At 74.0% G+C, this 26827-nt stretch carries 21 protein-coding genes; 10 read left to right on the top strand and 11 right to left on the bottom strand.

Going from position 1 to position 26827, the window contains the following annotated elements; translation table 11 throughout:
* Window positions 1-226 precede the first annotated feature (226 nt).
* The 11 genes from ACIA8Q_RS15695 to ACIA8Q_RS15645 form a co-directional block, all read right to left on the bottom strand.
* On the bottom strand, window positions 227-1612 hold the full coding sequence (locus tag ACIA8Q_RS15695) for a BTAD domain-containing putative transcriptional regulator (RefSeq protein ID WP_396317302.1): 1386 nt from the start codon (window positions 1610-1612) through the stop codon (window positions 227-229).
* Between the two features lie 39 nt (window positions 1613-1651).
* Window positions 1652-2503, bottom strand: coding sequence for an aldo/keto reductase (locus ACIA8Q_RS15690; protein ID WP_360211079.1), 852 nt, complete (start codon window positions 2501-2503; stop codon window positions 1652-1654).
* A gap of 221 nt (window positions 2504-2724) precedes the next feature.
* Window positions 2725-3519 carry an amidohydrolase family protein gene (locus ACIA8Q_RS15685; protein WP_360211077.1) on the bottom strand — a complete coding sequence of 265 codons (795 nt, stop codon included), beginning with the start codon at window positions 3517-3519 and terminating at the stop codon, window positions 2725-2727.
* A gap of 139 nt (window positions 3520-3658) precedes the next feature.
* A complete protein-coding gene (locus ACIA8Q_RS15680; protein ID WP_360211075.1) occupies window positions 3659-5860 on the bottom strand; it encodes a prenyltransferase/squalene oxidase repeat-containing protein in 2202 nt (733 codons plus the stop codon).
* A 19-nt stretch (window positions 5861-5879) separates the two neighbouring features.
* On the bottom strand, window positions 5880-6383 hold the full coding sequence (locus tag ACIA8Q_RS15675) for a hypothetical protein (protein WP_360211073.1): 504 nt from the start codon (window positions 6381-6383) through the stop codon (window positions 5880-5882).
* Window positions 6383-7615: a hypothetical protein gene (locus tag ACIA8Q_RS15670; protein WP_396317301.1), complete on the bottom strand. Its 1233-nt coding sequence runs from the start codon at window positions 7613-7615 to the stop codon at window positions 6383-6385. Before ACIA8Q_RS15670 ends, ACIA8Q_RS15675 begins: the two co-directional genes overlap by 1 nt.
* On the bottom strand, window positions 7612-8547 hold the full coding sequence (locus ACIA8Q_RS15665) for an acyltransferase (RefSeq protein ID WP_387899672.1): 936 nt from the start codon (window positions 8545-8547) through the stop codon (window positions 7612-7614). The genes ACIA8Q_RS15670 and ACIA8Q_RS15665 overlap by 4 nt, the downstream gene beginning before the upstream one ends.
* Window positions 8544-9413, bottom strand: a complete 870-nt coding sequence (gene rfbA, locus ACIA8Q_RS15660) for a glucose-1-phosphate thymidylyltransferase RfbA (protein ID WP_360211067.1) — start codon at window positions 9411-9413, stop codon at window positions 8544-8546. The genes ACIA8Q_RS15665 and rfbA overlap by 4 nt, the downstream gene beginning before the upstream one ends.
* Before the next feature lie 51 nt (window positions 9414-9464).
* Complete coding sequence (gene rfbB / locus ACIA8Q_RS15655) at window positions 9465-10439, bottom strand: dTDP-glucose 4,6-dehydratase (protein ID WP_387899669.1); 975 nt, start codon at window positions 10437-10439, stop codon at window positions 9465-9467.
* A gap of 300 nt (window positions 10440-10739) precedes the next feature.
* The gene (locus tag ACIA8Q_RS15650; protein WP_396317300.1) at window positions 10740-11300 is read right to left on the bottom strand and encodes a nuclear transport factor 2 family protein; all 561 of its coding nucleotides are present in this window, start codon (window positions 11298-11300) and stop codon (window positions 10740-10742) included.
* 411 nt (window positions 11301-11711) lie between these two features.
* Window positions 11712-12305 (bottom strand): TetR/AcrR family transcriptional regulator, encoded by a 594-nt coding sequence (locus ACIA8Q_RS15645; RefSeq protein WP_396317299.1) that lies wholly within the window; start codon window positions 12303-12305, stop codon window positions 11712-11714.
* 268 nt (window positions 12306-12573) lie between these two features.
* Between ACIA8Q_RS15645 and ACIA8Q_RS15640 the strand changes: the two genes are divergently transcribed.
* The 10 genes from ACIA8Q_RS15640 to ACIA8Q_RS15595 all read left to right on the top strand — a co-directional run bounded on the left by ACIA8Q_RS15640 (window position 12574) and on the right by ACIA8Q_RS15595 (window position 26799).
* Entirely contained in the window at window positions 12574-13803 is a 1230-nt protein-coding gene (locus ACIA8Q_RS15640) for an MFS transporter (protein WP_360211059.1), read from the top strand.
* Window positions 13804-13837: 34 nt separating this feature from the next.
* The gene (locus tag ACIA8Q_RS15635) at window positions 13838-14224 is read left to right on the top strand and encodes a metalloregulator ArsR/SmtB family transcription factor (RefSeq protein ID WP_360211057.1); all 387 of its coding nucleotides are present in this window, start codon (window positions 13838-13840) and stop codon (window positions 14222-14224) included.
* Window positions 14225-14360: 136 nt separating this feature from the next.
* On the top strand, window positions 14361-14753 hold the full coding sequence (locus ACIA8Q_RS15630) for a nuclear transport factor 2 family protein (RefSeq protein ID WP_360211055.1): 393 nt from the start codon (window positions 14361-14363) through the stop codon (window positions 14751-14753).
* 224 nt (window positions 14754-14977) lie between these two features.
* A complete protein-coding gene (locus ACIA8Q_RS15625) occupies window positions 14978-15631 on the top strand; it encodes a hypothetical protein (RefSeq protein WP_360211053.1) in 654 nt (217 codons plus the stop codon).
* A 402-nt stretch (window positions 15632-16033) separates the two neighbouring features.
* On the top strand, window positions 16034-17299 hold the full coding sequence (locus ACIA8Q_RS15620; RefSeq protein WP_360211051.1) for a helix-turn-helix domain-containing protein: 1266 nt from the start codon (window positions 16034-16036) through the stop codon (window positions 17297-17299).
* Between the two features lie 325 nt (window positions 17300-17624).
* On the top strand, window positions 17625-18017 hold the full coding sequence (locus ACIA8Q_RS15615) for a cobalamin B12-binding domain-containing protein (protein WP_387900015.1): 393 nt from the start codon (window positions 17625-17627) through the stop codon (window positions 18015-18017).
* Window positions 18014-19306 (top strand): methylaspartate mutase, encoded by a 1293-nt coding sequence (locus tag ACIA8Q_RS15610; protein WP_396317298.1) that lies wholly within the window; start codon window positions 18014-18016, stop codon window positions 19304-19306. The genes ACIA8Q_RS15615 and ACIA8Q_RS15610 overlap by 4 nt, the downstream gene beginning before the upstream one ends.
* A 154-nt stretch (window positions 19307-19460) precedes the next feature.
* Window positions 19461-20453 (top strand): asparagine synthetase A, encoded by a 993-nt coding sequence (locus ACIA8Q_RS15605; protein WP_360211045.1) that lies wholly within the window; start codon window positions 19461-19463, stop codon window positions 20451-20453.
* A gap of 83 nt (window positions 20454-20536) precedes the next feature.
* Complete coding sequence (locus ACIA8Q_RS15600; protein ID WP_360211123.1) at window positions 20537-21820, top strand: glutamate synthase-related protein; 1284 nt, start codon at window positions 20537-20539, stop codon at window positions 21818-21820.
* Between the two features lie 137 nt (window positions 21821-21957).
* Window positions 21958-26799 (top strand): amino acid adenylation domain-containing protein, encoded by a 4842-nt coding sequence (locus ACIA8Q_RS15595; protein WP_396317297.1) that lies wholly within the window; start codon window positions 21958-21960, stop codon window positions 26797-26799.
* Window positions 26800-26827: the final 28 nt, after the last annotated feature.

Raw genomic sequence — 26827 nt, 5'->3', positions numbered from 1 at the left:
AGCGAGGGTAGGGTTCTGCCCTATGGAGTTGGTGGGGAGTTATCGCCTGCGAGTCACCGGATTGACAGGTGATGCTCGCGGCTGCAAGCTGATGGCGGCCCGGCCGCGATGTGCGGGCCGCCCGGTGCTGAGCAGGGCCGCCCGGTGCCGCCCGGCGGGTGTCGGAGAACAGGTGGACGGCGCTGTCCGACCTGTGTCCGAACCTCCAGCGGCTCCCGCGGGGGAGTCAGACGACGGGCCGCCCCTGGGGCGGAGTGAGCATCACGATGCGCAGGTCGGGGTTCCCGATCGGGGTGAGCAGGTGGGAGACCACCTGCACCGGTGCCGGCGTGATCTGCGGGACGCTGACGGTGTACTGGTGGTTCTCGCGGGTCTCGACCTCGATGGCGTCCCGCATCAGGGTGGAGGCGCGCTCGCCCCGGGCCTTGAAGGCGTTCAGGATGCCGGTCAGGACCGGGTCGCCGGGGTGCTTGGACAGAGCGAGCTTCAGCATGCCGAGGTAGACCAGGACGTGGCTGTCCCAGTCGTGCAGGGTGACCCTCGCCATCGGGTCGGCCAGGGCCCAGCGCAGGAGGTTGGCGTCGTCGCCGGCCAGCGAGGGGAACCAGCGCTTCATGGCGTGGTTGCCGTGCAGGATGTTCCAGCGCGAGTCCATCACGTAGCCGGGGTTGGGCTCCTGGCCGCGCAGCAGTTCCTTGATCCAGTCGGGTACCTGCGGGCGGGTCCGGTCGGCCGTGCGCGGCTTGGGCACGGTCGGGGCCGCCGGGGCGGCGGCGAGGCCGTGGGCGCTGGTCCCCAGGCTGCGGTAGAGCGCCTGCAGGTGGGGGGAGGGCAGCACCCCGAGCAGGTTGGAGAGGATCTTGCGCAGGTTGTTGTACTCGTCCAGGGCCTCCAGGACCCGGCCGGACGTGGCGAGGGTGGTCATCAGGAGCTCCCACAGCCGCTCCTGGAGCGGCCGCTGGGTGACCTCGCGGCGCAGCCGGGCGACCACCGCGGGCGCGCCGAGCTGCTTGACGGCCAGTTGGCACCAGGTCTCGAGCACGGCGTTGCGCTCCTCGTGCAGGGAGACCGCCTCGTTGGCGAAGGGGTGGCCCTCCAGGCCGTCCAGGGCTGGCCCGCGCCACAGGTCCAGGGCGTCGGTGAACTGCTCCAGGCCGACCCGCTCCTCGCCGTTCTGCAGCAGGACGCGGGCCCGGCGGACGGCGTCCCGCCACAGGACGACGTCGCTCTGCTGGGCGTTGAGCAGGATCCGGTAGCCGCCGGGCTCGGTGCGGATCAGGTCCTTGCCGTCGGGCAGGCCGTGGCGCAGCTTGGAGATGATCTTGCGGATCTGGTCGATCGCGCTGTCGGGCTCGTTGCCGCCCCAGGTGGACTCGATCAGCCGGTGGTTGGGGATCACGTGCGGGGACGAGAGCACCAGGTGGACCAGGACTCGTCTGGTGGCGTCGCCCCGGATGTTGACGGGCTCGCCGTTGATCCGGATGGCGGGCGCCCCCAGCAGGCTGACGTGGAAGGCCTCCCGCGGGGCGAGCTTGCCGACCCCGTTGGACGGCCCGTGGACGATGGGCAGCCGGAAGCCCGCGGAGGCGAGCGCTGCGGTGGAACTGTTCATGGGTGTCGATCCTTCCGTCAGTGGCGGCGATGGGCAGGGTCAGACGAACAGCTCGGCCAGTGCGGTGCGCTGATCGGCGGTCAGGGGCGGCGCGGCGCCCGCCGCGACGTTGGCCAGCAGGTGGGCGGGGTCGAGGGTGGCGGGCAGGGTGACGTGCACCCGCTCGTCGGACAGCCCCCAGCGGAGCAGGGCCTCGGACGCGTCGGTGCAGTCGGCGGCGGCCGCCAGTCGGCGGGGGTCGGGGGTGCGGTTCAGCAGGCCGCCCTCGGCGAAGGGGCGCATCACCAGCACGCCGATGCCCAGTTCCCGGGCCAGCGGCAGGATGCGTTGCTCGACGGCGCGTTCGCGCGGGTTCAGCGGGATCTGGACGGTGTCGTAGACGCCGGTGCGCATGGCCTGTTCCAGGTCGGCCGCGGTGCCGCCGCCGAAGGCGTGGTCGCGCCAGTAGGTCAGGCCGATCCGGCCGATCCGGCCGCGCTCGCGCTCCTGCTGGAGCCAGTCGGTGTGGTTGCGCCAGCCGATCACGTGGTGCAGCTGGAGCAGGTCGACCCGGCCGTCGAACAGGCGCAGTTGGTTCTCGAACTGGCGCCTCCCCCGGGCGGGGCCGTCGGCCCAGATCTTGGTCGCGACGAAGGCCTCCTGCCGGGCGGTGCCCAGGGCGCGGGCCAGCACCTCCTCGGAGCGTCCGTAGACGGGCGCGGTGTCGAAGACCCGCACCCCGTGGGCGAGGGCGAGGGCGACGATCTCGCGGGCCAGGTGCTCGCGCCCGGCGGGGAGGTCGAAGCGGCGCCAGGTGCCGAGTCCTACGCAGGGCAGGTGGGGGCCGGTTCGGCCGAGCCGGCGTGCGGCCGGGGTCTGTGAAGCTTTGGCGGGGATCTCGGGGACTAGCATGACGTAAGGGTGACTCAATCAGTCCTTTTCATGCAACTGGTTGGTTTAAATAACAGAGCGTCACGAGGTCTGCGACCAGCGGAAATCCGCGCCATGGCCGCCCCGGGCCGGTGAAACGTGACCTACATGACAGCGGGGGCGGGCGGGAATCGCTCCCGTCCGCCCCCTGCAAGGATTCTGACGTTCAGTCAGACTGTCGAATCGTCAGATTCGGTGAAGATTCAGCCCGCGATCCCCAGCAGCTCCGCGAGGTTCTCACCCATCACCCGGGCCCGGGCGCCGGCGTCCGGGATCACCCGCTCCACCAGGATCCGGTTGGTGTACATGTCGGCGAACGGGGTGTTGGAGCCGAACAGGCAGCGCTCCGGCACCTCCGCGGCGGCCAGCCGCGGTGCCAGCGAGACGAAGGAGGAGCCCAGGTCCAGGTAGAGGTTGGGGATCTCCTTCACCAGCTCGATGGTCTCCAGCCAGTTCAGGCCGCCCAGCACGCCGATGACCACGGGTACGGACGGGAAGCGGCGGGCCAGCTCGGCCGTGGTGCGGATGTCCCCGGCGGTCTGCGGGGCGAACCCGTGCACCAGCAGCGGCAGCGCCCGACCGCCGACCGCGGCCTCCTGCACGGCCCGGAACACCGGCTCCAGCTTGGCCGCCTCGTCGGACCCGAAGGTCAGCTCGCCGACGCCGGCGTAGCCGGGCTCGAGGACCTCCTGCTGGAGCGCCTTGACGGTGTCCTCGTACGACAGGCCCACGGGCACCTTGCCGAAGGCCACGAACCGGTCGCCGCCCTCGGCCAGCGCCTCCCGCAGCTCCCGGCTGGGCCGCTCGCGGCCGTCCGCCTCGCCCTGCAGGACCCGGTGCAGCACGGACATCTCGCTCTTGAACGAGGCGATGTCGGTGGAGTGCTCGATGTGCGGCAGGGTCGACAGCAGCACCGCGCGGTCGATGCCCGCCTCGTCCATCGCGGCGATCTGGGCGGAGGTCGGCAGGACGACGTGCTGGTGGCAGTCAAAGATCATCGGAAGGTGTCCTTCGGTCGTGGTGAACGGCGTGCGGCGTGCGGCGAGCGGCCTGCGGCCCGTGGGGAACGGCGCATGGCGGGTGGTGGACCGCGCGGGGCGTGCGGAGCCCCGCGCGGTCGCCCGGGGTGACCCGGGATCAGGTCATGATGACGGCCCAGTACGGGTTCAGCTTGCCCTCCAGCATGTGCAGCGCCTGGATCGCGATGAAGCCCTCGTCGGTGGTCTCCGAGGCGCCGCCGGGCACCCGGCCGAAGCCGCCGTCCGAGCTCTGCCGCGCGGCGATCCAGGCCCGGCAGGCGGCCGGGTCGGCGGGCTCCGAGCCCAGCACGTACAGCGAGGCGATCGCGTGGTAGGAGCCGACGAAGCTCTCCGGGCCCGACGGGCGGTAGCGGAAGCCGCCGGCCTCGGTCTGCAGGCCGCGCAGCCAGGCGATGGTCTCCTCGTGGCGCGGCGGCTCCAGGCCGAGCGCGATCAGGGTGTCGACCACCCGGAAGGTCGCGAAGGTGTCCGAGGGGTGGCCGGGCTGGTTGCCGTAGCCGCCGTCCTGGTTGCGGCAGGCGGCGAAGTAGGCGACCAGGTCGGCCTCCCGCTCCGGGCGCCGGCCCAGGGCCAGCAGCGCCAGGACGGCCAGGTTGCAGTGCCAGGCGTCGCCCGGGTAGCCGGGGGCGTTGCCGAAGGCGCCCTCGGCGTGCTGGCAGGCCTGCAGGAACGCGGCGCACTGGTCGGTGTCGTAGTCCGTGCCGCCGAGCACGGTCGCCGTCAGCACCGCGCAGTAGGTGGTGAACGCCTCCGAGAGCAGGCTGGGCTGCTCGCCGAAGCCGCCGTCCGGGTTCTGGGTCGCGTAGATGCCGGCCAGCAGCTGGTCGCGGTTGGCGATCGGCTCGTTCAGCGCCATCAGGTCGGACACCACGTGCAGCACCGAGAAGGTCTGTGCGGTGCGGTCCGAGCGCAGGCCCAGCGGTGCCCGGTACGGGGTCAGGCCGTAGCCCAGGCCCGAGGCGGTCGAGCGCAGCCAGGCCAGGTAGGCCGGCAGGTCGATCAGCCCCTCGGACAGCGGCTCGCGGGAGACGTAGGAGAGGTCGCGCTCCAGCGGCCAGGGCTTCAGCTCGGGGGCCGGGCCGGGCACGGTCGGCGCGGGCTGCTCGCGGTCGCCGAGGGCGGCCAGCGCCAGCAGCTGGGTGGTGGCGTGCTTCTCGTGGAACGGCACGTACGCGGTGTTGCCGACGGAGAAGGCTCCCGCGGAGCGCGGCGGCACCATGACGTGCCGGGCGAGCGGGACGGTGGCGTCCACCGGGGTGGAGAACCAGCTGCCCTGGCCCTGGAAGATCCCGCCGACCGCGGTGTCGGTGTAGCGCCAGAGCTCGGCGGCGGCCAGCGCGGACAGCTCCTTGGCCCACACGTCGTCGGACAGCTCGGCGACCCGGTCGGCGGCCAGCACGGCCAGCGCGTGGTCGGGCATCAGCTTCGCGGGGAACGGCGAGTCGGGGCGGCCGTACTGCGCCAGCAGCGGGTCGACCCGGGTCTGCGAGTCGGCGGACACCCGGTCCCACAGGCCGCGGCCGCGGGTGTGCTCGTGGGTGTCCAGGTGGCGCAGCACCTTGCGGGCGTGCTCCAGGGCGCCGAGGTCCGGCGATCCGGCGGCGGTGGCGCGCTCGTGCAGGGCGGACCAGGCCAGCACCGCCAGGGCGCTGGAGCGCAGCCGGTAGCCGTGGAAGGCGTCCGGCTCGCCGCGCGCGGTCAGTGCCGCCCAGGCGCCGTCCGCGGAGTCGAACGCGGCCAGCTGCTCGGCGGCGGCGGTCAGGAACGAGGCCCAGAACGCGTCGCCGTCGTCCACCGCGTGCGCGGCCAGCACCAGCACCGCGACCTGCTCCAGCAGGCTCGCGCCGTCCAGCACGGTCGCCCCGTCGCGGTGCAGGCGGGCCGGCCAGCCGCCGGCGAGCACGGACTCGGCCAGCGGGCGCAGCCCCGCCCGGGCCTCGGCGGCCGTCGCCGGGTCGTCCAGGGCGGTGCCCGCGTGGTGCAGCGCCCACCAGGCGAGCGCCTGGGTGGCGGGGGTGCGCACGTCGCCGACGGGGTGCACGGTGCCGGTGACGTCCAGCAGCTCGTGGAAGCCGGCCGCCTGTGCGTCGTCGAACTCGCGCAGGGCCGTCAGCAGGGTGCGGGTGAGCTCGGGCTCCTCGGCCTTCGCGAGCACCAGCACGGCCAGGGCCGCGTCCCGCAGGGTGCGGTCCGGGGTGACCGGGTCGGCGGCGTCCCGGCCGAGGACGGCCGGGACGCGGCCCCGGGCGTCCACGAAGTTCTCGGTGAAGAAGTCGTGCAGGGAGGGCGGTCGGGACATCGGGACTCCTCGGTCGGTCTCAGACGGTTTCGGGAAGCGGGACGAAGCGCGGGTCGAAGCGCTCGTGGACGTACAGGCGGGCGCCGTCGTCGCAGCTGATCAGGTACTCCTTGTAGGCGCACGGCTCGTCGTCCGGGCTCCAGCGGTCGGTGCCGCTCCCGAGCAGCCGGCGGTGCTGCAGGGTCAGGGTGTCGCGCAGCCGGTGGCCGAGCGGGACGGCGTCGTTGGCGGCGCCGGACCAGCCGCGCGGGGGTGCGGTGAAGACCACCAGGTTGCGGCTGACGACCTCGTCGTCGTCGGTGACCAGCACCGAGTGGCGCTCGACCACGGTGTGCTCGGGGCCGAGCCCGAGCGAGGCGAGGGCCTGCGGCGGTGCCTGGCCGGCGCCGACCCGGTGCTGGAGCGAGACCCGCACCGACAGCCGGCGGCCCAGCAGCGACTCCAGCAGCACCGTGGTGGAGCCGTCGCTGGCCAGCAGCATCCGGGTCGCGACGGGCAGTGCGAGGGTGGCGGGTGCCGCCATCAGCGGGCGCGGCCGGCGGCCGCCAGCAGGTGCCGGGCGGCGAGCGCGGTGCCCGGGCCCTCGGGGGCGACGGCGAGCTGGCCCGGAGTCGGGGCCTCGTGGTCGGGCCGGACGGCCAGCAGCGGGGCGACCGTCGCGGCGAGCTGCTCCGCGGTGGGGTCGATGCAGGTCGGGAAGCCGAGCAGGTCGAGCCTGCGGGCCGCCTCGACCTCGTGGTACTCGCCGAGGCTGCCGAGCACGAAGACGGTCGGGATGCGCATCGCCGCCACCTCCGTGACGGTGATCCAGCCGGGCGCGGAGAGCAGCACGTTGGCCTCCCGCAGCAGCGGCATCCACTCCGGCAGGTAGGGCAGCTGGATCACCGACTCGGGCGCCGGGACGGGCTCCCGGCCCAGCAGCACGAACTGCAGGTCGGGGTGCTGCCCGCGGAGCAGCTCGTAGGCCTCCAGGTAGCGGTCGACGACCTTCTGCTTGTTCTCCAGGAACATCGTGGTGCCGCCCACCGAGCCGACCATCAGCGGCCCCTCGGGGATGCCGAGCTCGGCGCGGGCCTTGCCCTCGGCGTCGGACGGCGGGATCCGGCGCACCATCGGGCCGGTGAACACCGCGTTGCCGCCCGGGCGCAGGGCCCGGGCCACCGCGGTGCCCTCGTCGAGCTCGGGGACCAGCGGCTTGTCGGTCAGCACCAGTTCGGCGCCGGAGACGATCCACTCGAAGCAGGCGTGCAGGGCCTGGCGGCCGCGCCGCAGGTCCTCCGGCTCGATGTCGAAGCCGCCGTCGACCAGGGTCTGGTCGTCGAGCTGGTACAGGGTGAAGTCGTACCGCTCGGTGACCAGGGCGTGCCGGGTGCCGAGGATGGCGGCGGCCATGCTGGCGGACATGTTGTAGTCGCTGACCAGCAGGTCGGGCCGGTGCTCCTGGATCAGGGCCAGGTACTGCAGGATCCGCTCGCCGTTGACGAACGCCGGGGCGAGGTAGCCGCCGATGTAGCCGTCCCAGTCCATCCGGCGGCCCAGGTTGCTCTTGGTGGCGTAGTCCACCGGCCGGCCGGCCGCGAGGTCCACCACCGTCACGCCGGCCTCGGTGAACAGCGGCGTGAAGGTGGACTGCAACGAGCCGAGCAGCACGGTCAGTTCGGCGTCGGGCTGCTGGGCCAGGATCTCCCGGGCCAGCGACAGGACGCGCATGTTGTGTCCCGAGCCGGTGGCGGCGGGTGCGAACAGGATCTTCATCGCGGGCTCCTGGTGTCGGAAGGGGTGAGTACTCCGTGGGTGGTGCGGCCTTCCGGCACGTCGCCCACCACGATCGCGCCGTCGGCCACCCGGGCCCGGTCGCCGATCGTGCAGGGCCCGATGACGGTGACGCCCGAGCCGATCAGCACGTCCGCGCCGATCGAGACCGGGCCGGCCCGCCAGGGCAGTGAACGCCGGCCCAGGTCGTGGCCGCTGGAGAGGACCTGGACGTCGGGGCCCAGGACGGTGCGGTCGCCGACCGACAGTCCGCCGCCGGCCTCCAGGACGGCGCGGGCGCCGATCCGCACGCCGGTGCCGAGCCGGATGCCGCCCAGGGGCGACGGCCCGTCGGGGCGTCCGAGCGCGATCGGCCCGGGGCCGATCCGGACGTCCACGCCGCCGCCGAACTCGGCGTCCAGCAGCCCGCCGGTGCCCACCCGCCAGCTCGGCGGCAGGGTGACCGCGCGGGGTGCGCGGCGGCGGACCAGGGCGACGATCGCCGACGGGTCCGGCAGGCCGTCCTCGACCGGTGTCCGGTGGCGCAGGATCCGCGCCGGCCGGCCCACCACGATGGTGTCGTCGGGGACGTCGCGGGTGACGTGGGCGCCGGCCGCCACCACCGCGCCGCGGCCGAGCCGGACGCCGGGGGCGACCACGGCCCGGGCGGCGATCCAGGCGCCGGCCCCGACGGTGACCCGGGCGCCGCCCGGCTCCCCGACCCGGGCCAGGGAGGCGACCATCGCGCCCGGCCCGAAGTCGGCGGCCGCGATCGCGCTGCGGAAGCCGATGAAGACGCCGGCGGCCAGCGTGCTGTCCTCCAGGGACACGCCGTGGCGGACCCAGCAGCCCGGGCCCACGGTCGAACCGTGGGTACGGGTGCGGGGCTCCACCAGCGCGTCGTCGTGCGGTGCGGTGTCGGTCGGCGGGGTCATGCGCCGGCCAGCTCCAGGACGTACTGGCCGTAGCTGGAGGAGGACGAGAGCCGCTTGCCGATCAGGGTCAGCTGCTCCCGGTCGATGAAGCCCATCCGGTAGGCCACCTCCTCCACGCAGGAGATCCGGATGCCCTGGCGCTTCTCCAGGATCTGCACGAAGGTCGAGGCCTCCAGCAGGCTGTCGTGGGTGCCGGTGTCGAACCACGCCGAGCCGCGCCCGAGGTTGACCAGCCGGGCCCGGTTCTCCCGCACGTAGGTCAGGTTGAGGTCGGTGATCTCCAGCTCGCCGCGGGCCGACGGGGTGAGCCGGGCGGCCCGGTCCAGGGCCTCGTTGTGGTACATGTACAGACCGGTGACGGCCAGGTTGGACTTCGGCCGGTCCGGCTTCTCCTCCAGGCTGACGATCGCGCCGTTCTCGTCGATCTCGGCCACGCCGTACCGCTCCGGGTCGCTGACCGGGTAGCCGAACAGGGTGCAGCCGTCCAGCCGTTCGACCTCGCGGCGGAGCATGGTCGGCAGCTCGTGGGCGTAGAAGATGTTGTCGCCGAGCACCAGGCAGAGGTCCTCGTCGCCGACGAACTCCCGGCCGATCAGCAGGGCCTGGGCCAGGCCGCCGGGGTTCTCCTGGACGGCGTAGCTGAGCTCGATGCCCAGGTCCCCGCCGTCGCCCAGCAGTTCGCGGTAGACGTCGAGGTGGTGCGGGGTGGAGATGATCAGGACCTCGCGGATCCCGGCGTGCATCAGCACCGAGAGCGGGTAGTAGATCATCGGCTTGTCGTAGACCGGCAGAAGTTGCTTGGAGTGCACGCTGGTCAGCGGGCGCAGTCTGGTGCCGGACCCGCCGGCGAGGATGATGCCGCGCATGAGCTGTTCCTTCCTGGTGCGGAGGTGTGCGTCTTCCGGAACTGAGTCGGATCAGGCGGCGTTCGCCAGCAGCGGCTGCCACCAGGCGGAGTTCTCCCGGTACCAGGCCACGGTCTGCGCGATGCCGTCCTCGAAGCTGACCTGCGGGCGGTAGCCGAGCCGGCGCAGCTTGCTGTCGTCGATGGAGTAGCGGCGGTCGTGCCCCTTGCGGTCGGCGACCGCGCGCACCGAGCTCCAGTCCCTGCCGAGGGCGTGGAGCAGTACCCCGGTGAGCTCCTTGTTGGTCAACTCCCGCCCGCCGCCGATGTTGTAGACCTCGCCGGGGGCGCCCTCGCGCAGCACCAGGTCGATGCCGCGGCAGTGGTCGTCCACGTGCAGCCAGTCGCGCACGTTCAGCCCGTCGCCGTAGAGCGGGACGGTGCCGCCGCGCATCAGCGTCGTGGCGAACAGCGGGATGACCTTCTCGGGGAACTGGTACGGGCCGTAGTTGTTGCTGCAGCGGGTGATGCTGACGTTCAGGCCGTGGGTGCGGGCGAACGCGCGCACCAGCAGGTCGGCGCTCGCCTTGGCGGCGGCGTACGGGGAGTTGGGCTCCAGCGGCCACTCCTCCGTCCAGGAGCCCTCGTCGATCGAGCCGTACACCTCGTCGGTGGACACGTGGACGAAGCGCGCCAGGCCCTCCTGGAGGGCGGCCCGCAGCAGGTTGTGCGTGCCGACGATGTTGGTGCGCACGAATTCGCCGGAGTTGCCGATCGAGCGGTCCACGTGGGACTCGGCGGCGAAATTCACCACCGCGTCCACTTCGGAGAGCAGTTTGGGGACCAGCTCCTCGTCGGCGATGTCGCCGTGGACGAACCGCAGTCGGCCGTCGCCGGAGACGGGGGCGAGATTCTCCAGATTCCCGGCGTAGGTGAGCTTGTCGAGAACGGTGACGCCGGTCACATCGGTGCCCAGTCCGCCGGTCAGCAGACGGCGGACGTAGTTGCTACCGATGAATCCGGCGCCGCCGGTCACCAGAATGTGCATGGGAAAGCTCCTCTGGTAGCTGTCGAGAAGGCGACGGACTTGGCGCCGTCCGGTCCTGAGGTGCGGTGATGACCCACCGTCGGAGACCCGCACGGGCCCCTCGAGGACAGTTCCCATCGAAACAGTCGAACGTTCTTTCGCCCTACCGGCGACCTACCTTCCGGGTACCGGAATGGCGGCCCGAAACACGGCGGAAGCAAAAGAGCTCCCGCGGACCGCGGTGCCGGCCCGGGCGGGGCGGCGTGCGGTCCGCGGGAGCTCCGTCGCGGATCCGGTGGTGGATTTGTCGAAGGTGGTTGTCTATTTCGGGTCGAGCTGGGCCTGGAAGACGGCGTACTCGAAGTAGGCCCTGCACTCCTTGATCAGACCGGCGGAATCCAGCTGGAAGACGTTGATCCCGGACCAGTTGACGGGCCGGTTGGACAGCGTGACCGCCGCACCCCGCCAGGTGACGGCGACGAAGTCGGCGGTGGCGTGCGCCTCCAGCGGGGTGATGCCCAGGAAGGGGCGGAAGTTCGGCAGGACCGAGGCGATCCGGGCCCGGATGGCCGCGCGGCCGGTGATCGGGGGCCGGCCGACCGGGTCGTGGAAGACCGCGCCCTCGGCGAAGGCGTTCGCCCAGGCGCGGGCGTCGGCGCGCTGCGAGGCGGCGAAGAACTGCAGCACCGAGGCCGGCATCGCGGGGAACCCGGCGTAGCCGTGCGGCGGTTGGTAGTGCTTCGCGTCGGGGGCCGCCTCGTCGCGGGCGGGCGCGGCGGAGGCCGGGGCGGCCAGGCCGCCCGTCAGCGCGCCGGCGCCCAGCAGCGCGCCGAAGCCGAGGGCCGTGCGACGGCCGACCAGGGCCTGCTCTGCCGTACTCATGGGGTACTCACCTGTCTCTCGGTCGGTGGGCCCGCGGCCGCCTCTCGGTCGGTGGGCCCCGAACCACGGGGACGCCGCTCCCCGGCGGGGTCGGTCGCGCGCCGCCGGGATCGAGGCCGGGGCACCTCGCAGGGGTATCCGGGCAGGCGGGGGCTCGACCCGCGGACTGCCGGGGAGCGGCTCGGGGGCCTCCGGCCCGCGGGGAACGCGTGAGCCGTGGCTGAGCCCCCAACCTAGGGCGGGCCCCGCGCCCGGACAAGCTTTTCGATGAAGGTGGAAGTACCGGCGCCGGCCGGGTGCGGAGCGGGCCGGGAGGGCGTCCGGTGCCGGTCCGCCGGCCGGGTGCGGAGCCGGTCGGGCCGCCCGGTCAGGCCGCCCGGGGGTGCGTGCGGCACCCCCGGGCGGGCCGGGTCACTTCTGGCCGGCGATGGCCACGGCCGCGGCGATGACGGAGGCCTTCACCCGCTCCAGGGCGCCCTCGTCGTCGCCGACGATCATGCGCCTGACCTGCGGGACGGCCATCGGCCAGCCCACCAGCCCGGTGAAGATCAGCAGGAGCGTCGGCGCGTCGATCGCGCTGATCTGCTCGGACTCGGCGGACCGCACGCTGTTCAGGTCGGCGGCCTTCTGCTGGTAGTGCGCCCGGCGGGACTCCTCGTCCGGGACGGTCTGGTCGGTGAACTCCAGCGCCTCCCAGAGCAGCAGGCGGGTCACCTCGGGGTGGTTCTGGTGGTACGTGAAGAGGCGGTCGAGGTAGTCGGTGACGTCCACCTCGCCGTCGGCGGTGGGCGGCGGCACGGCGGCCGCCAGGTCGCCCAGCGACCGCTTGAGCACGGTGGCGAAGAGCGTCTCCTTGTCGCCGAAGTAGAGGTAGATCGCCTGCTTGTTGGCCTGGGCCTCCCGAGCGATCCGGTCCACGCGCGCGCCGGCGACGCCGTAGCGCGCGAACTCGTCGAGCGCGGCTTGGTAGATCCGGTTCCGGGTTTGCTCGGAGCGTGAGGTCATCGGCCAGGCATCCTCGGGTCTCGCGGACGGGGGGAGGGGTAAACAAGTGACTGGTTAGTTTAGTCGGCCGGGTCAAGCCCGACCAACCGATTGAATAAACCATCTGGTTGGTGTAGAACTCGTCGTGACGCCGCCGACCGACCGGCTGCCTCCTCCGCCGGTGCCACACGGCCGGTTCAACACCCTCGCCGTGCCCGGGGATCCGTCCTTCCCCGGCGCGATCAGCGCACCAGCCCGCTCACCCCATCCGCGTGACCAAGGATCTGTCATGACAGACACTCCGGTTCTCCCCCGTGCCGTGGCCGACCCTCCCGGCCCCACCACCGTCCGCCCCATGCTGTTCCTGGTGATGGCGGTGTGCAGCGGAGCCACCGTCGCCAACGTCTACCTGGCCCAGCCGCTGCTGAAACTGTTCAGCGACAGCCTGGGGATCTCCCACTCCTCCGCCGGCATCGTGGTCACCTGCGCCCAGTTCGGCTACGCGGCAGGCATCCTCTTCCTGGTCCCGATGGGCGACGTCCGGCGGCGCAGGCCGCTGCTCGCCACCATGCTGGGCGTCACCACCGCCGTGCTGCTGGTGGCCGCGGCCGCCCCCGGCCTCGGGGTGCTGGCCGCCGCCACCGCGGCGATCGGCGCCGCCACCGTGATCCCGCAGGTCCTGGTGCCGCTCGCCTCCGAACTCGCACCGCCGGAGAAGCGCGCCGCCGTGGTGGCCAACGTCCAGATCGGCCTGATGACCGGCATCGTCGGCTCCCGGGTGATCGGTGGCGCGGTCGGGCAACTGGCCGGCTGGCGGGCCGTCTACCTGCTGGCCGCCGTCCTGACCGCGGCCACCGGTGCCCTCACCGTCTCGCTGCTGCCCAAGGAGGGCGCCCGCCCGGCCATGAGCTACGGCAGCCTGCTCGCCTCGCTGCCCCGGCTGGTGCGCGACGAGCCGGCCGTACGGCACGCCTGCGTGCTGCACGGCGCGCTGTTCGGCGCCTACAGCGCCACCTGGACCACCCTCGTGCTCGTCCTGACGAACAGTCACTACGGTTACAGCAGTGCGGTGGCGGGCCTGTTCGGCGTGCTGGGCCTGGCCGGTGCGGTGTCCGCCCCGTGGGCCGGGCGCTACATCGACCGCAAGGGCGCGCAGCCGATCATCATCGCCTCGCTGGTGCTCACCCTGGTCTCGGCCGGCGCCTACGCCCTCGGCGGCTCGCTGCTCGTCGCCCTCGTGGTGGCCATCGTCCTGGCCAACGTCGGGGTGCAGTGGAGCCAGATCGCCAACCAGGCCCGGATCTTCGCCTACGTCCCCAACGCCCGCAGCCGGGCCAACACCGTCTACATGGTCGCGGTCTTCCTCAGCGGGGCGGTCTCCGCGGCGGTCGCCAGCGCCTGCTTCGGCTCCTACGGGTGGGGCGGGGTCTGCGCGGTCCAGGCCGTGCTCGCGGCGGTCGGTCTGCTGACCGTCCCGCTGATGCGCCGCCACGACCGCCGCCACCCGGTGGCCGGCTGAGCCGGTTCCCGCCCACTCGCCCGTGAGGAGAGCAATGATTCCCCACTCCGTCCGTCCCCTCCCGAGCGCCACGGGCGCCGCCGCCGGCACCGCCGCCGGCACCCGGGCGGCAGCCGCGACCGAGACGCTCCCGCACGACGAACTGGCCGGTCTGTTCAAGGCGCTCGGCGACCCGATCCGGCTGCGCATCGTCTCCATCCTGCTCGGCCGGGAGGCCAACGAGGCCTTCGTCGGCGAACTCCTGGACTCCTTCGAGCAGTCCGGACCGACGATCAGCCACCACCTGAAGATGCTCCTCTACGCGGGCCTGCTGACCCGGCGGCGCGAGGGCACCCGGCTCTACTACCGCCTCCAGGCCGACGAGTTGTGCCGGGTCGACCTGCTGCGGCAGCGCCGCACCGTGGACGCCGGCCCGGCCTGACCGGGCAGCCCGCCCCCCTGAGCCGGCCGCCGGACCGCGGCGGCCGCCCTCACCCCCCAGACCTGCCCGACGGGCCCGGAGCCCGTTCGGCAGCCATCACGAGATATCCCGAACACCCCGACAGAAAGGCGAGTCGATGACTCTCCCCGCCATGCCCAAGGCCGTCCTGCAGTTCTTCGAGGCCTCCCAGTCGGCCGACGCCGACCGCTGGGCCGACGCCTTCGCCGAGGACGCGCTCTTCCACGACCCGGTGGGCACCGAGCCGATCAAGGGTCGCGAGGCGATCCGGACCTTCATCAAGTCCGTCATCCCCAACTTCGACCCCTTCCTCGGCCTGACCCCGCTGGAGGCCCACAACGTCGGCGAGTTCACCGCCGTCTCCTGGCACGGCGCGGCCGTCGCGAAGGACGGCAAGCCGGTCAACTGGTCGGGCATCAACGTCTACCAGCTGAACGGCGAGGGCCTGATCCAGGAGGCCAAGGCCTACTTCAACCACGCGATCTTCGCGGCCCAGCTCGCCGCCAACTGAGAACCCGCGGGTTCTCCCGGCCGAGCCCCCCGGAACCGGGCCCGTACGGTACGACCGGTCGTACCGTACGGGCCCTGCCGCGTACCCGGGCCCGGACTCCGGCCGCCGGCCCGCGGTGACCTGTTCGCAGCAGGCCCGGTGGCGGGAACGGCGGGGAGCGGCGGAGGCTGGTGCCGAGCAGGATCGGGCCGCTGAGGGTTCGGCCGTGAGGCAGGGACAGGGGCATGCCGCGTTTCAACGACAGGCCGGGACGGGCGTCGGGTCGGACGGGCCGCAGGGCCGGACTCGCCGCGGTGGCGCTGGGCTGCACGGTGCTGGTCGCCGCCGGCTGCGGCTCCTCGGGCTCCTCCTCGCCCACACCGTCGCGCTCCTTCTCCCCGGACGTGAACTCCTTCTCCGGCCAGCTGCCCTCCTCCGTGGCCTCGGCCAAGTCCTCGTTGCTGGAGTCGGCCTCGGCGGCCGCGTCCGCGGCCTCGGCCGCCGCCTCCAAGGCGATGGAGTCGCTGTCGGCGGCGGCGTCCGCGTTCGAGTCGTCCGTCTCGGCCCAGGTGGCCGCGGACCGGGCCAAGGCGCAGGACGTCCTGTCGAAGACCGGGGGTGCGGGCAACGCCGTCTCGGACGTCACGCTCACCGGCCTGCCGAAGGCCCAGGCCGCGGGATTCAACGCCGCCCTGGTGACGGTGGTCAACAGCACCGGCTCGACGACGTCGTACGCGGTCAAGGTCGAGTTCCTCGACGAGACCGGCAAGGTCGTGGACACCTCCTACCTCGGCATCCCGGACGTCGCCGCGGGGGCCAAGGCCACCCGGACGGCCTTCAGCCCGATCGACCGGGACAAGGCACTGGTCGCCAAGGTCACCCAGGCCCAGCGGTACTGACCCGGCCGGCTCACCGCAGGACACGAGCGCCGCCCGCTCCGCCGTCACTCCGACGGCGGAGCGGGCGGCGCTCGTCATGGGGCCGGGGGCGGGGCCGCGCGGGGCCGCGCGGTGCTCCGGGCGGGGCCGTGAGCAGGGGTTCCGGGAGGGCTGTGAGGCAGCCGTGAAGGTCGTGGGTGGGGCCGGTGATCGGCCGTTGATCGTGCGTAGACGGCAAGCCTGGAGCATCGGGGACCAGAGGGAACCGGTTCGGAGGCCACAGCCTGACCACCGGTGCCCGTGCGGCCGGACCACGGGCCGCGCGGGTACCCGGGGCTGATGCCGTCACCGGACCCGACCCCAGTAGGAGTCCGGACCACGAAGGGCAGACGAGGCATGGACGGCGGGCAGTCGGTGCAAGCGGTGAGAACGGCGGCGGGCTTCGGCGAGCTGCTGCGGCTACGGCGCGAGCGGGTCGGGCTGACCCAGCAGTGCCTGGCCGATCACGCGACCCTGAGCGTGCGGGCCATCCGGGACATGGAGAGCGGCCGGGTGCGCAGGCCCCGCAACGAGACGGTCCGGCTGCTGGCGGACGCGCTGCGGCTGGAGGGCCGCAGCCGCACGGACTTCGAGGAGGCCGCCCGCCGGCACCCGCTCGCCGACGACGCGCCGGCCGCACCGGCCGCGCCGCCGGTGGCGCGCGGGGCGATCGTCGGGCGGGAGATGGAGGCCCAGGTTTTGGCCGACGCCTTCGCGGTGCACGGCGACCGGCTGGTCTCCCTGGTCGGGCTCGGCGGCGTCGGCAAGACCCGGCTCGCCCTGGAGGTGGCCGGCCGGCTCCACCTGGCCGCCCGCTGGTCGGTGCGGTGGGTGGACTGCGGCGGGGGCCCGCACCCCTGGCGCGGGCTGCTGGACGACATCATCCGGAACCTCGGCAACCAGCCCGCCCTGCTGGTGCTGGACGGCGCCGACGGCGGGGTGGACGCCGGCCGGCTGGACGAGCTGTTCCACCACTGCCCGGGGCTGCGGGTGCTGATCACCGCCCGGGAGGCCCGCCCGCTCCCCGGCGGTCAGGTCATCCCGCTCGCGCCGCTGCCCGTCCCGGAGCCGGAGCTGGACGCCGATCCGGAGGCGCTGGCGCAGGTCGGCGCCGTCCGGCTGCTGCTCTCGCACCTGAGCAGGCTGCGGCCCGGCTACACCCTGGAGCCCTCCGAGGCGCCCGCCGTCGCGGAACTCTGCCGCCACCTGGACGGCCTGCCGGGTGCGCTGGAGCGCGCGGCCGGGTGGGCGCTGGTGCAGTCCACGTCCCAGCTGGTGGCCCGGTTGACGGCCGTCCCGTTCACGCTGGCGGCCCCGCCGGTGGTGTTCGGGGCGCGCGGTGACGTGCGGGACGAGGTGGAACCGGCGATCCGGCGGCTGACCGACCGCCAGCGCGACCTGCTGGAGGTGCTGGTGGACGAGCCGGGGGACTGGTCGGGGGAGGACGCGGTGGTCCGCAGCGGCTGGTCGCTGCAGACCTGCCTGGAGACGGTGCACGAACTGCTCTCGCGCGGCCTGATCCGCAGCGTGCCCGCCCGCGACGGCGTGCGCTTCACGGTGCTCAACCTGTGCCGGCGCCTCGTCCGGGAGGAACCGGGATTCCGGCTCGCACCGTCCGGGGAGCTCCCGCTGCTGGCCGCCGCGGTCTGACCGGCGGCAGGCCGAACGGCCGGCCGTGCCCACCGGCCGCGCCCGCCTGCCCGCCCGGGGCCGGCCGGCCGTGCCGGCGGCGCTTCCGCCGGCGCCGGTTCTGCCGCTTCTTGCCGCCTGACCTGCCGCCCGACCTGCCGCTTGCCGGGCCCGATCGTTCCTAACGTTCTCCCCGGGGCCGGGGCCGCCGCGGAACACGCGCCGGAGTTCCCGGACCGCCGGCCGGGGCGTCGGCGGCACGCCATCGACGATCTCTACCGATGAGGGCTGAGTTGTGGAGCACGGAAATGCCGAACAGACCGGGCTGGACGTCGTCGTGACGACGATGGCCTCGGACTCGCACACCTGGAACCTGGTCTTCCTGCAGTTGCTGCTGGAGGAACTGGGCCACCGGGTGACGAACCTGGGCGCCTGCGTCCCGGACGGGCTGCTGCTCGCCGAGTGCCGCCGGATCGAACCGGACCTGATCGTCATCAGCAGCGTCAACGGCCACGGCCACCAGGAGGGCCTCAGGGTGATCCCGGCCCTGCGGGCCTGCCCGGAGCTGCGGACCACCCCGACCGTCATCGGCGGCAAGCTCGGCATCGCCGGAGCCGACGACCCCGACCGCGAACGGACCCTGCTGGAGGCCGGATTCGACGCGGTCTTCGAGGAGGGCGGCTCGGTGGCCGGGTTCCGCGAGTTCGTCGGCGGGCTGCGCTCCCGGGTCCTGCTGTGACGAGCTTCGGAGGGTTCGTGGCGCAGGCCGCGGAGGCCGGCGCCCTGGTCGTCCAGCCCCGGATGGGGATGGCGGAGGCGTCCCGGATGCGGGAGGGCCTGCTCGCCACCCGGGGGGCGGCCGCCGTCACCGTCGGCACCATCACCCTGGACAGCTACACCCGCACCGGCGACCTCGACGCGGCGCGGCGCGCCCTGGCGGCCGGGGCGGGCCTCAACGGCTACCCGATCGCCACCCATCCGGTCGAGGTCACCCGGGCGGTGCTGCACGGGGTGGCGGACGCGGGCTTCCCGGTGCAGGTGCGGCACGGCTCGGCCGCGCCGGAGCGGATCGTCGAGGCGCTGCTGGCCGTCGGCCTGGACGCCACCGAGGGCGGGCCCGTCTCCTACTGCCTGCCGTACGGCCGGACCCCGCTCCACAAGGCCGTGTCCAACTGGCAGCGCAGCTGCGAACTCCTGGCCTCGGTGCGGGAGTTCGGTGCGGATCCGCACCTGGAGACCTTCGGCGGCTGCATGATGGGCCAGCTCTGCCCGCCCTCCCTGCTGATCGCCATCAGCGTGCTGGAGGCACTGTTCTTCCGCCAGCACGGCCTGCGCAGCATCTCGCTCAGCTACGCCCAGCAGGCCGACGCGCGCCAGGACGAGGAGGCGCTGGCCGCCCTCGGCCGGATCTCGGGCGAGCTGCTCCCGGACGTCGACCGGCACCTCGTGGTCTACGCCTACATGGGCGTCTACCCGCGCTCGCCCGGCGGCGCGCGGCTGCTGCTGGAGGACGCGGCGCGGCTCGCCGTGCGCGGCGGCGCCGCCAGACTGATCGTCAAGACCACGGCGGAGGCACACCGCATCCCGACCGTCGCCGAGAACGTCCGGGCGCTGGAGACGGCCGCGGCGGCGGCCGCCGCCGAGCGCGACCGCCCGCGGCCCGCCGCGCTGCCGGACACCGGCATCGAGGCCGAGGCCAGGGCGCTGATCGGCGCGGTGCTCGACCTCGACGCCGACCTCGGGCGGGCCCTGGTCCGGGCGTTCGCCGCCGGCTACCTGGACGTGCCCTACTGCCTGCACCCCGACAACGCCGGGCGGGCGCGCAGCTCGCTGGGCCCGGACGGGCGGTTGTACTGGTCCGCCGTCGGCTCGATGCCGATCGCCGGGCTCGTCGAGGGCGGCCGCCCGCCGATCCTCGGCTCGGCCGGACTGCTGACCGCGCTCTCCCACGTCCAGCGGAGCTACGACGGCCGGGCCGGGGACGCCTCCGAGCCGGCCGCCGCCCGCAGCGTTCCGGCCGCGCGCTGAGCCGACCGGCGGCGCACCCCCCGTCCACCGCTCACCACGGCCCGACCACGGCTCGCGCCCTTCCACGGCCCCCGCCCCTCCCCGGGCGCGCCGGGCCTCCCATCACCCAGCACCCGCACGCCCACCGACCCCCCGCGAGAAGAGGACCCCGACCATGCCCGACGCCACGCCCCTGCCCCCGACCGACCCGGGCCGGCACCTGACCGCGCCGACCACCCGGAGCGCGCTCCGCGTCCAGCAGCAACTGCTGTCCTCCGCCCGCGAGTTCCTGCGCGGCCGCGGTTTCACCGAGCTGCTGCCGCCGATCATCGGCCCGGTCACCGACCCCGGTGCGCGCGGCTCCAAGCAGGTGGACATCGACTTCTACGGCCACCGCTACAAGCTGATGACCAGCGCGATCCTGTACAAGCAGGCCTCGCTGCTCGCCTTCGACAAGATCTTCTGCATCGCCCCGAACGTCCGGCTGGAACCGCTGGAGACCGCCGGGACGAACCGGCACCTGGCCGAGTTCCACCAGCTCGACGTGGAGGTCGCCGGCGCGAGCCGGGACGAGGTCGTCCAGCTGGCCGAGGAGCTGGTGGTGCACATGGTGGACGGCGCGGTGCGCGAGCTGCCCAAGGAGTTCGCCGAACTCGGCCGCGACCCGCAGGCGTTCGCCGAGCTCCTGCAGGGCTCCTTCGGCCGGCTCCGGCACGCGGAGGCCGTCGAGGAACTGCGCGGGATCGGGCACCCGCAGAGCGCCGAGGCCGAACTCGACTGGGAGGGCGAGGCCCTGCTGTCGGCCCGGCGGGACCGGCCGTTCTTCGTCACCGACTACCCGAAGGGCTCACGGGGCTTCTACGACCGGGAGCACCCGGACGACCCGGGCCTGCTGCGCAACTTCGACCTGCTCGCGCCGGAGGGCTACGGCGAGCTGTGCAGCGGCAGCCAGCGCACCAACGACTACGCGGAGATCATCACCCGGATGCGGGAGACCGGTGAGAACCCGCAGAAGTACCGCTGGTACCTGGACCTGGTGCGCGAGGGCGTGCCGGCCAGCGCCGGCTTCGGCATCGGCGTCGAGCGGTTCACCCGCTACGTCGCCGGGCTGGACGCCGTCTGGCAGGCCAGCGCCTTCCCCAAGGTCGCCGGGGTGGTGTCGCCGTGACCGCGCCGAGCGAGGCCCTCGCCGAGCCGGGCGGGCGAACGCCCGCCCCTGCCGGGCAGCCCACCCCCGCCGGTCCGGGCGGCGTGGACACCGAGCGGGACCTCAGCGCACCGGGGTTCCCGGAGCAGGAGGTCCGGCGCCGGGCCCGGGCCGGGGCGGCCGCCGCCTTCCCGCCCGCCGAGGACTACGGCCGGGTGCTGTTCGGCGCCGGCCGGCCCGGGCCGGCGGACGGGGCGGCGGCGGAGCCCGACGCACTGGACGCGCTGCGGATCGTCCCGCCGCTGTTCCTGCCGAAGCGGCTCGCCAAGCTGATCGACCTCGGCCGGGAGCCGGACTACCGGGACGTCGAACTCGCCACCCCCATCGGCGGGTTCGCCTCCTCCCTGCCGGTCTACGTCTCCGCGACGGGCTCCACCCGGGCCGCCGGCGGCGACGTCGGGCTGGCGCTGAGCCGGCAGGCCGGTGCGCTCGGGATCCCGATGGTGATCGGCGAGAACGTGGTGCCGGTCAACGGCTACGGCCGGCTCGGCGAGGCGGCCGACCGCACGCTGCTCGGCCGGCTGCGCGCCTACGCCGAGGAACTCCCGGACGGGCTCGGCGGCGTGGCCGTCCAGCAGAGCACCGAGGACGCCGACGCCGAGGTGTGGAACCTCGTGCACAGCGATCCGGCCGCGCTGCCGCTGCTGGAGTCCGGCCGGCTGGCCTTCGAGCTGAAGGTCGGCCAGGGCGCGAAGCCGGGCCTGGGCGGAATGACCGTGCTCGACGCCGCGGCCGCCGCGGCGCTCGGCGACCGCTTCGGGCTGGACCCGTTGTTCGGCGACGGCCGGGTGCTGCGCTCGGCGACCCCCGGCACCTTCACCGCGGAGATCCTGCGCCAGCAGATCCGACTGATGCGCAACAACTACCCCCGGGTGCGGATCTGGGTGAAGCTCTACCCCGGCCGGGACGTGGCCGAGGCCGCCCGGGTGGCGCACGATGCCGGGGCGGACGCCGTCGTGGTGGACGGTGCGGAGGGCGGCACGGGCTGGGCGCCCGGGGTGTTCCTGCCGCACGTCGGGCTGCCGCTCGCGGAGTGCCTGCGCCGGCTGGCCCCCGCGCCGCCGCCCTCCCTGCTGGTCTCCGGGCGGATCTGGGAGGGCGCCCGGGCGGTCAAGAGCCTGGCGCTGGGGGCCCGCGCGGTGGGCCTCGGACGTGCGGCGCTGATCGCCGTCGCGGAGGACCGGGAATCCGGGCTCCACCGTTTCGCGGAATGCCTGGCGCTGGAACTCCGACTGCTGATCAGTGCGCTCGGGAAATACGCCCCGGAGGACCTGGACCGGGATGACGTGTGGTCCCCCGCGGATTTCCCGGGAACCCCGAGCCGGTAGTTCCTGCCGTACGTCCTGCCTGTTCGGGAGGCGGCACCAGGAAACTGCCGATTTCCCTCCGCTCATTCTGCCGATAGGGCCACGACATTCCCCCTATCGTCGTTCTCGTCGCCGAACATTCTCACGATCTGGGGTGGATGATGTCCTCACGCGGATTCCCTGCCGAATTCACCGCACACGAACTCGCGGACGGTGGACCGGCGGAAGCCGGATTCACGGAGACCGGATTCACGGAGACCGGGTTCGCGGAAGCCGGATTCGCGCCCTTCGCCGCCGCCGTCCGGCGCTTCCCGGAGCGGCCGGCCGTCCGGACCGGCGGCCGGACGATCAGCTACCGGGAGCTGGACGGCCTGATCGCCGCCCTCGCGGCCCGGCTCGCCCCCGGGCGGACGGTCGCCGTCTCCGGCCGGGACCGGCTGGACCACGTGGTCGGGCTGCTGGCGGTCCTGCGGGCCGGCGGCACCTACCTGCCGCTGGACCGGAAGGCCCCGGAGGACCGCAACCGCTGGATCGCCGAGGACGCCGGCGCCTCGCTCGTCCTCGACGGCGAGGAGCCGACCGGGCGCGCCGGGGCCGGTGAGGCGTCCGGGCCCGGGCGCCCGGCGGCGGGCGGCGCCGGCTACGTCATCTACACCTCCGGCACCACCGGCCGCCCCAAGGGCGTGCACGTGCCGCTCGCCGCGCTGACCGGCCACCTGGCGGCCGTGGTCGACACCTTCGGGCTCACCGAGCGCGACGTCGTCCTGCAGTTCGCCCGCCCGACCGTGGACGTGGCCGTGGAGCAGGTGCTCGGCGCGCTGTCCGTCGGCGCCTGCCTGGTCCTCCCGGAGGACGGGCTGCTCGCCCCGGCCGCGCTGGCCGACCTGCTGGACTCCGAGGGCGTCACCGTCGCCAACCTGGCCGCCGGCTACTTCGGCGACGTGGTCGCGGCCCTCGGGGGCCGGGCGCCGCGCACCCTGCGGCTGATGATCTCGGGCAGCGACAAGCTGGAGCCCGCGACCGCCGCCGCCTGGTGGGATGCGACGGGGGTGCCGCTGCTGAACGCGTACGGGCCGACCGAGACGGTCGTCACCGCCACCACCCACCGGCTGGCGGGAGAGGAGCCGCAGGCCCTGGTCCCGATCGGTGACGCGGTCGGCGCGCGCCGGCTGTACGTCCTGGACGAGCGGCTGCGGCCCGTGCCGCCCGGCACGGCCGGCGAACTGTACGTCGGCGGGCCGCTGCTGGCCTCCGGCTACCTGGGGCGCCCCGGCCTCACCGCCGAGCGCTTCGTCGCCGACCCGTTCGCGGCGGCCGTCGCGCAGGAGCCCGTGGAGCCGCCCGCCGGAGCACCCGCCGACGCCGCCGCCGGCCGCGCCGGCGCCCGGATGTACCGCACCGGGGACCTGGTGCGCCGCACCGCCGAGGACGGGCCGCTGGAGTTCCTCGGGCGCAGCGACCACCAGGTGAAGATCCGCGGCTTCCGGGTCGAGCCCGGTGAGATCGAGCAGGTGCTGGCCGGGCACCCCGGTGTCACCGGCAGCGTCGTGGTGGCGCACGAGGGCCGGCTGGCCGCCTACGCGACCGGCGAGGTGCCGGGGTACGCCGAGCTCCGCGCCTGGCTGGCCGAGCGGCTGCCCGAGCACATGGTCCCGGCGACGGTCACCGCGCTGGAGGCGTTCCCGCTGACGGCCGGTGGCAAGGTCGACCGCGGGGCGCTGCCGGAGCCGCAGGCCGTGCCCGAGGGCAAGCCGGTCGGCCGGCCGCCGCGCACCCCCGCCGAGCAGCTGATCGCGGCGGTCTGGGCGGACGTGCTCGGCGTGCCCGAGGTGGGCGCCGACGACAACTTCTTCCACCTGGGCGGCGATTCGCTGACCGCCGTGCGGGTGGTCGGCCGGGTCTTCGACGTCTTCGGCATGGTGTCGCCGTACACCATCTTCGACGCGCCGACGCTGGCCGAGTTCGCCGCCGCGGTGAGCTCCGCGGCCGGCGGCGAGCGCCCGGCGCTGGAGCGCTCGGGCGCCACCGAGGCCCCGCTGTCCAAGTTCCAGCGCGGCCTCTGGTTCCTCGACCAGTGGAACCCGGACGCCCCGACCTACGTGGTGCCCTGGGTGTTCCGCTTCTCGGGGCCGGTCGATCCCGAGCTGCTGCGGCGGGCGCTGGAGGGGGTGGTGGCGCGGCACGAGAGCCTGCGGACGACCTTCGAGCTCGCCGAGGACGGCCCGCGCCAGGTCGTCCACCCGGCGGTGGAGCTGCCGTTCACGCTCACCGAGACCACCGCGGACCGGGTGGACGACCTGGTCGCCGAGGCCGCCCTGGAACCCTTCGACCTCGCGCGGGGCCCGCTGGTGCGGGCCCGGGTCTTCCGCGCGGACGGCGCGACGACCCTGCTGCTGCTCCTCCACCACATCGTCTGGGACGAGGGCTCGCTGCCCGTCCTGGAGGCCGAACTCCAGGAGCTGTACGCCGCCCTGGCCGAGGACCGGCCCGCCGAGCTCCCGGACCTCGCCGTCCAGTACGGCGACTACGCGGCCTGGCAGTACCGGGACGACATCGCGGAACGCCAGCTCGATTACTGGCGGGAGACCCTGCGCGACGCGCCGACCGCCCCGGCGCTGGTGCCGGACCACCCCCGGCCCGAGGAACAGGCCTTCCGCGGCGCCTTCCACCGGTTCACCATGCCGGGCCCGGTGGCCGAGTCCGTCCGGGCGCTCGCCCGGAGCGAGGACGCCACCCCGTTCATGGTGCTGCTCGCCGGGCTGGCCCTCACCCTGCAACGCCGCTCCGGGCAGCGCGACCTGGTGCTCGGCTCGCCGGTGAACGTCCGCGGCCGGGCCGAACTCGACGGCCTGATCGGCTACTTCGTCAACCTGCTGCCGCTGCGGCTGACCGTCGAGGAGGGCGTCTCCTTCCGTGAGCTGGTCCGGCACGTGCGGGAGGTGTCGATCGGCGGCTACCGCCACCAGGAGGTGCCCTTCGACGACATCGCCAACGCGGTGCTCGACGAGCGCCCCGAGGACCGCAACCCGCTCTGCCAGGTGCTGCTGGAGCTGCACCCGCTGGACTCCCGGCCGTTCACGGTCGGCGGGCACGCCGTGACCCGCGCCCTGCACTCCAACCCGGTCTCCCGCTTCGACCTGTCGGTCTCGGTGGACGACCGCGGCACCGGGTTCACCGGCCGCTTCGAGTACGACAGCGACCTCTTCGACGCCGCCACCATGGCCGGCCTGTGCGAGGAGTGGCTGGGCACCCTGGCCGCCGCCGTGGAGGTGCCGGTGCACGCCCTGTTCGAGGCGCAGGCCGCCCGCGCGCCCCGGGCCACCGCCCTGGTCTCCGGCGAACGGACAGTCACCTACGGCGAGTTGAACGCCTCGGCGAACCGGCTGGCCCGTCACCTGGCGGGCCGGGGCATCGGCCGCGGCGACACCGTCGCGGTGCTGGCCGAGCGCGGACCGGACCTCGTCACGGGGCTGCTCGCCGCGCTCAAGACCGGCGCCGCCTACACCCTGCTCGACCCGGACTTCCCGGCCGAGCGGCTGGCCGGCGCGGTCGCCGACACGAGCGCCGCCACGGTGATCACCCACCGGAACGGACCGGTGCCGTTCGCCGTGCCGAACCGGGTCGACCTGGACGCCTCGGCCGCCGAACTGGCCCGGTACGCCCCGCACGACCTCGGCCTGCCGGTGGACGGCGCCGACCTCGCCTGCGTGATGTTCACCTCCGGCTCCACCGGACGCCCCAAGGCGACGGCCGTCCCGCACCGCGCCCTCACCACCACCTACCTCGGCCAGGACTACGCCCGCTTCGGGCCGGACGAGGTCTGGCTGCAGTGCTCGCCGGTCTCCTGGGACGCCTTCGCGCTGGAGCTCTACGGCGCGCTCTGCTTCGGCGCCGTCTGCGTCCTGCAGCCCGGGCAGCGGCCGGAGCCGCAGACCATCGCCGAACTGACCCGCCGCCACGGCGTCACCCAGCTCCAGCTCTCCGCGAGCCTGTTCAACTTCCTGCTGGAGGAGTTCCCGGAGACCTACGACGGCCTCGGGCTCGCCATCACGGCCGGTGAGCGGGCCTCCGTCACCCACGTGGCCAAGGCCCTGGAGAACCACCCGGGCCTGGCGGTCGCCAACGGCTACGGCCCGGTCGAGAGCCTCGGCCTGACCACCTGCCACCAGGTCGGCCCGGAGGACGTCACCGGCGCCTCCGTCCCGATCGGCAGAGCGCTGAACGGCAAGGGCGTCCTCGTCCTGGACGAACTGCTGCGCCCGGTCGAGCCCGGGGTGACCGGCGAACTGTACGCCTCCGGCGGCGGACTCGCGTACGGCTACCTCGGCCGGCCCGGCCTGACCGCGGAGCGCTTCGTCGCCTCCCCGTTCGGCGCCCCCGGCGAACGCCTCTACCGCACCGGCGACCTCGGCCACGTCGGCGCCGACGGCCTGCTGGAGGTCACCGGCCGGATCGACGACCAGGTCAAGATCCGCGGCTTCCGGGTCGAGCCGGGCGAGATCGAGGACGCGCTCACCCGCCACCCGGCCGTCCGGGAGGCCGCCGTCACCGTCCACGAGCCCGCCCCGGGCGACCGCCGCCTCGCCGCCTACGTCACCGTCGGCGCCGACGCGCCCGGCCCGGACGCCCTGCTCGACCACCTGGCCGGTCTGCTGCCCGAGCACATGGTGCCCGCCACCCTCGACGTCCTGGACGCGCTGCCGCTCAACCACAACGGGAAGGTGGACCGACGGGCGCTGCCCGCCCCCGCCGGGCGCCGGGCCGCCGCCACCGAGCCGCTGACCGGGGCCGAACGGCTGGTCGCCGACGCGATGCGCGAGGTGCTCGACCTCGCCGAGGTGGGCCGGGAGGACAACTTCTTCCGGATCGGCGGCAACTCGCTGGCCGCCGTCCGGGTCGCGATGCGGCTGTCCCGGGAGACCGGCACCCGCGTCCCCCCGCAACTGGTGTTCCGGGCCCGGACCGTGAGCGCCATCGCCGAACGCCTGGCCGCCCGATGACGGGCCGGACCGCACACGAAGGGAACGA

It is taken from the genome of Kitasatospora sp. NPDC051705 (assembly GCF_044453265.1).
Taxonomy (GTDB): Bacteria; Actinomycetota; Actinomycetes; order Streptomycetales; family Streptomycetaceae; genus Kitasatospora.
This window is presented reverse-complemented; position numbering and strand designations above follow the sequence as displayed.